Annotated in this window: 1 tRNA gene and 3 rRNA genes; all 4 read right to left on the bottom strand. The window is 58.5% G+C overall.

From position 1 onward, the window contains the following. Window positions 1-16: 16 nt before the first annotated feature. Window positions 17-138, bottom strand: a 5S ribosomal RNA gene (gene rrf, locus NO878_RS17045). Window positions 139-263: 125 nt separating this feature from the next. Then, a 23S ribosomal RNA gene (locus NO878_RS17040) occupies window positions 264-3,180 on the bottom strand. A gap of 210 nt (window positions 3,181-3,390) precedes the next feature. Next, window positions 3,391-3,462: transfer RNA gene (locus tag NO878_RS17035), tRNA-Ala, on the bottom strand. A 145-nt stretch (window positions 3,463-3,607) separates the two neighbouring features. Continuing rightward, a 16S ribosomal RNA gene (locus NO878_RS17030) occupies window positions 3,608-5,077 on the bottom strand. Together the 16S, 23S and 5S rRNA genes with 1 tRNA gene alongside form the textbook arrangement of a ribosomal RNA operon. Window positions 5,078-5,305 lie beyond the last annotated feature (228 nt).

The following is a 5,305-nucleotide window of genomic DNA, read 5'->3' as shown; positions in this document are numbered from 1 at the left end:
TGATGAAGTATGAATGGTGAGGCGGCGAATCGGCACTCCCAGAGGGTCGCCCACTCCAGTACTGCCCGATACGCAGGCAGGCTTAACGTCCGTGTTCGGGATGGGTACGGGTGTCTCCCTGCCGCTCTGGCCGCCTTCATGCCGACCGACGGAATCGAACCGTCGTCATACCAGTGTCGGTGAGGGTCTCTCGACCGTGTGTACGTGCGATCCAGTTAGCGCCTGGACCCGACAGTCAAATCGGGTCACAGTGCGGACTCCAATGAATGTGGCTTGGACTGTTAGTGCTCGCGGGCTGAACGCCTCGTTGCCTTGGCGCGTACACCCCGAGTCTATCTAACTCGTCTTCTACGAGTGTCCTCGGTGGTACCTCTTTTCCAGGTGGGTTTCGAGCTTAGATGCGTTCAGCTCTTACCCCGTGGTGCGTGGCTGCCCAGCAACTGCCTTCTCAGACAACTGGTACACCAGTGGCACCCAGGCGGAGTTCCTCTCGTACTATACGCCTGTTCCCGTCAGGTACCGTTAACACCCCCAATAGATAGCAGCCGACCTGTCTCACGACGGTCTAAACCCAGCTCACGACCTCCTTTAATAGGCGAACAACCTCACCCTTGCCCGCTTCTGCACGGGCAGGATGGAGGGAACCGACATCGAGGTAGCAAGCCACTCGGTCGATATGTGCTCTTGCGAGTGACGACTCTGTTATCCCTAAGGTAGCTTTTCTGTCATCCACGGGTCCCATAAATGAACCTCGTGGGTTCGCTAGACCACGCTTTCGCGTCAGCGATCCTCGTTGGGAAGATCACTGTCAGGCCTCCTTGTGCTCTTGCGCTCTCTTCCGGGTTTCCGACCCGGATGAGGAGACCATCGGGCGCGCTCGATATCTTTTCGAGCGCGTACCGCCCCAGTCAAACTGCCCGGCTACCGGTGTCCTCCGCCAGGAGTGAGAGTCGCAGTCACTACCGGGTAGTATTTCAATGATGGCTCGGTGGCCCGCTAGCGCGGGTACCTGTGTAATGCCTCCTACCTATGCTGCACAGTAGCGACCACGTCTCAGCGACAGCCTGCAGTAAAGCTCTATAGGGTCTTCGCTTCCCCTTGGGGGTCTCCAGACTCCGCACTGGAACGTACAGTTCACCGGGCCCAGCGTTGGGACAGTGGCGCTCTCGTTGATCCATTCATGCAAGCCGCTACTGAAGCGGCAAGGTACTACGCTACCTTAAGAGGGTCATAGTTACCCCCGCCGTTGACGGGTCCTTCGTCCTCTTGTACGAGGTGTTCAGATACCCGCACTGGGCAGGATTCAGTGACCGTACGAGTCCTTGCGGATTTGCGGTCACCTATGTTGTTACTAGACAGTCGGAGCGCCCGAGTCACTGCGACCTGCTCTTCTCCAGAGCAGGCATCCCTTATTGCGAACGTACGGGACTAACTTGCCGAATTCCCTAACGCCGGTTGCTCCCGACGGGCCTTGCCTTTCGCCGGCAGAGCACCTGTGTCGGATCTCGGTACGATCACTACTCTCGTCTTTTCACGGGCTCTAGGTACGACCGACTTGCGCTATCCCGAGAGTTGGCCGCTTCCTGCCATTACGGCTTCCACGGCGGTACTCGGTTGGACTGGGCGAAAGCCCAGTTCGGTTGTCCCCAAAGCGTCGACTTTCAATGAGTAGTGGCGCTGGAATATTAACCAGCTTCCCTGTTGTCTCGGTCGAATTACGGCGAGACTTAGGATCGACTAACCCTCGGCTGATTAGCAGTGCCGAGGAACCCTTGCTCGTAAGGCCGTCGGGTGTCACACCCGACTATCGCTGCTACTGTGACCAGGATTATCGTCACCACTCGGTCCATACGAAATCTCTCCCGTACTTCCGCCCGAGCGGAGTGCCAGCCTACGCGATTGTCCTGTGATGGACACGGGTAGGTCTCGGTAGTGGATTTGAGCCCCGATCATTTTGGGCGCCCCGAACCTCGGCCGGTAAGCTGTTACGCTTTTCTTAGAGGGTAGCTGCTTCTAAGCTCACCTCCCGGCTGTCTAGGGCTCGGGACCACCTTCGATCGCACTTAATCCACATTTGGGGACCTTAACCTACCGCTGGGTTGTCTCCCTTACGGTGCACAGGCTTACCCCGCACACCGGACTCCCTGCGTCTGTGGCGTTCGCAAGTTTGGAGTTCGACAGGATGGCCGACTCCTCTCGGAGGCGGGTCATCCAATCGGTAGCTCTACCTCGCGAACTACCTCAGCAGAGGTCATGCTTCGACATGTTTCGGCTGGAACCAGCTGTTGCCGGGTTCGATGGGCCTTTCACCCCTACGCATAGGTCACGGGAGGGTATTGTAGGACACCACCCCTAACGGGCCTCCACGTGCCTTTCGGTACGCTTCACCCTGCCCACGCGTAGATCACCCGGTTTCGGGTCGCACCCGCTTGACTCCCCGCGCTTGAACACGGTGGCCCTGGTCGTAAGACTGCGGCCGTATCGGTTTCCCTATGCCTTCCTCGATGGTCGAGTTAGGCTTGCCAAGCAAGTGCACTCCCTGGTTCGTTTTTCAAAACGCACGACGGAACATCGGCTTCCTTCGAGTCCTACTAGCGGGTCGCCCCGCGTTCGTTTGTCGAAGGACCTTGTATGCCCCGTCGCTCGATCGCCAGCTGAGTTCAGGCTCTATTGCAGTTCCCTTCTCGGGATACTTTTCAGCGTTCGCTCACGCTACTTGTTCACTATCGGTCTCGAGGAGTATTTAGTCTTCCCAGTTGATGCCTGGGACGTTCACGAGGAATATCCAATCCCCGCTAGTCTGGGACTGATTCCCATCGTACTGCAGCCCGATACGGGGCTGTCACCCTGTATCGCGCTCCGTTTCAGGAGACTTCTCGGGTTGGGTCGGATGTTGAAGATCAGCCCGACACCACATGTCTCGTAAGAGATTCGGTTTGGACTGGCCCGCGTTCACTCGCGGTTACTAACGGGATCGCGGTTGCGTTCTGTTCCTGTTCCTACTGAGATGTTTCAATTCGGAACGTTCCCCATTGCGCGAAGCAATTGCGAGGGGATTCCCATTCGGAGATCCTCAGTTCTTTCCCTCCATGCGGGTCCCTGAGGCTTATCGCAGCTTGGCACGTCCGTCGTCGGCTCTCGAGCCGAGCCATTCACCAGCTGGCACAGTAGCCAGATTGATGGTTGTCACACTAGTGACCCGGTTTGACTGTCGGGTCCAGTGGACGCCTGGATCGCACGTACATACGGTCTCATGACGCTCCCGTGGATGCGGGCGCGTTCGACCCTTCCCATCCGCGCTTTCGCGGGATGGTGCATCGGTCTTGCGTGACTCAACCGAGCGCCGTCATGCACTTAAGGGGTGCGATTCGGGCGTCGACCGAGTCGGCATGGACCCGCTGGGATTCGAACCCAGGGCGTCCTCCTTGCAAAGGAGGTGCTCTACCGCTGAGCTACGGGCCCGGTCCCCCGAGTGGGGACGCGGTGTGATCTCGCGAACGTGGATGTGAGCCTTGGTGGTTCTACGGCGCCCGGTCGGTCCGGTGGCCGAACTGTGGACGGCAGCGGTCGTGTGGTGGGCCATCCCAGAGGGATGGTCCCGGTCAGTAGGAGGTGATCCAGCCGCAGATTCCCCTACGGCTACCTTGTTACGACTTAAGCCCCCTTGCGGAGCCCAGATTCGACCGAGGAACTCGGCCTCATCCGGACCCCACTCGGGTGCTTTGACGGGCGGTGTGTGCAAGGAGCAGGGACGTATTCACCGCGCGCTGCTGACACGCGATTACTACCGAATCCAGCTTCATGAGGGCGGGTTTCAGCCCTCAATCCGAACTACGACCAAGTTTAGGAGATTACCGTCCGCTTTCGCGGTTGGAACCCATTGTCTTGGCCATTGTAGCCCGCGTGTAGCCCAGCACATTCGGGGCATACTGACCTACCGTTGCCCGTTCCTTCCTCCGTGTTAGCCACGGCAGTCCTCCTAATGTACCCACCCGGGCGAACCCGGTGCTGGCAATTAGGAGTGCGGGTCTCGCTCGTTGCCTGACTTAACAGGACGCCTCACGGTACGAGCTGACGGCGGCCATGCACCTCCTCTCAGCAGCTCTGATAAGGTCATCAACCTGATCGTCATTGTTGCTGTCGATGCTGGTGAGATGTCCGGCGTTGAGTCCAATTAAACCGCAGGCTCCTCCGGTTGTAGTGCTCCCCCGCCAATTCCTTTAAGTTTCATCCTTGCGGACGTACTTCCCAGGCGGTCTGCTTAGCGGCTTCCCTACGGCACAACACCCACTCGTAGTGGGGGTCGCACCTAGCAGACATCGTTTACGGCCAGGACTACCCGGGTATCTAATCCGGTTCGAGACCCTGGCTTTCGTTCCTCACCGTCGGATCCGTCTTCCCGAAGTGCTTTCGCCATCGGCGGTCCGTCCAGGATTACGGGATTTCACTCCTACCCAAGACGTACCCTTCGGGTCTTCCGGTCCCAAGCCACGCAGTTTTCACCGGACGCCCGCCAGTTAGGCTGGCGGATTTCCCGATGAACTTGCGTGGCCGGCTACGAACGCTTTAGGCCCAATAAGATCGGCCATCACTCGAGCTGCCGGTATTACCGCGGCGGCTGGCACCGGTCTTGCCCAGCTCTTATTCCAGCACCTCCCTACGGTGCTGAAAAGCGAGGACTGTATGCCCTCGCACTCGGGGTCCCCTTATCGCACTTGCGTGCAGTGTAAAGGTTTCGCGCCTGCTGCGCCCCGTAGGGCCCGGAATCTTGTCTCAGATTCCGTCTCCGGGTTCTTGCTCTCACAACCCGTACCGATTATCGGCACGGTGGGCCGTTACCCCACCGTCAACCTAATCGGCCGCAGCCACGTCCTACAGCGTCGGAACGTTTGCACGTCTCGGCATTCCAGCGTGAGACGGGTATGAACTATTAGCCTCAGTTTCCCGAGGTTATTGTTCTCTGTAGGGTGGTTTGGCCACGTGTTACGGAGCTATTTGCTACGAGTGTAAGCTCGTACAACTAGCATGGCTAAATCGGACCCCGATAGCAATGGCCTCCGGCAGGATCAACCGGAATGAACTCACTCTTGCGAGTGAGGGGTGGCGGGAAACATAGTGTTTCCGCGTCGTGTAGACCACTGAGGTCCATGGTTCGGGTCACCGGATCGACCGGGTGACACCGAACCACCAAGGCTCACATCAGATTCCGGCTTACGGCGGACCGCAGGGGTGGAATCCTCATGTTTCGTCCGGATCTGAACCGAGGAGGGCGACCCATATAAGCCCGTTGATCGGGCTTCGAGTC

The organism is Haloplanus ruber, from assembly GCF_024494725.1.
In the GTDB taxonomy this organism is placed as follows: domain Archaea; phylum Halobacteriota; class Halobacteria; order Halobacteriales; family Haloferacaceae; genus Haloplanus; species Haloplanus ruber.
The sequence above is the reverse complement of the archived record's forward strand: the minus strand, read 5'-3'. Positions and strand labels throughout refer to the sequence as shown.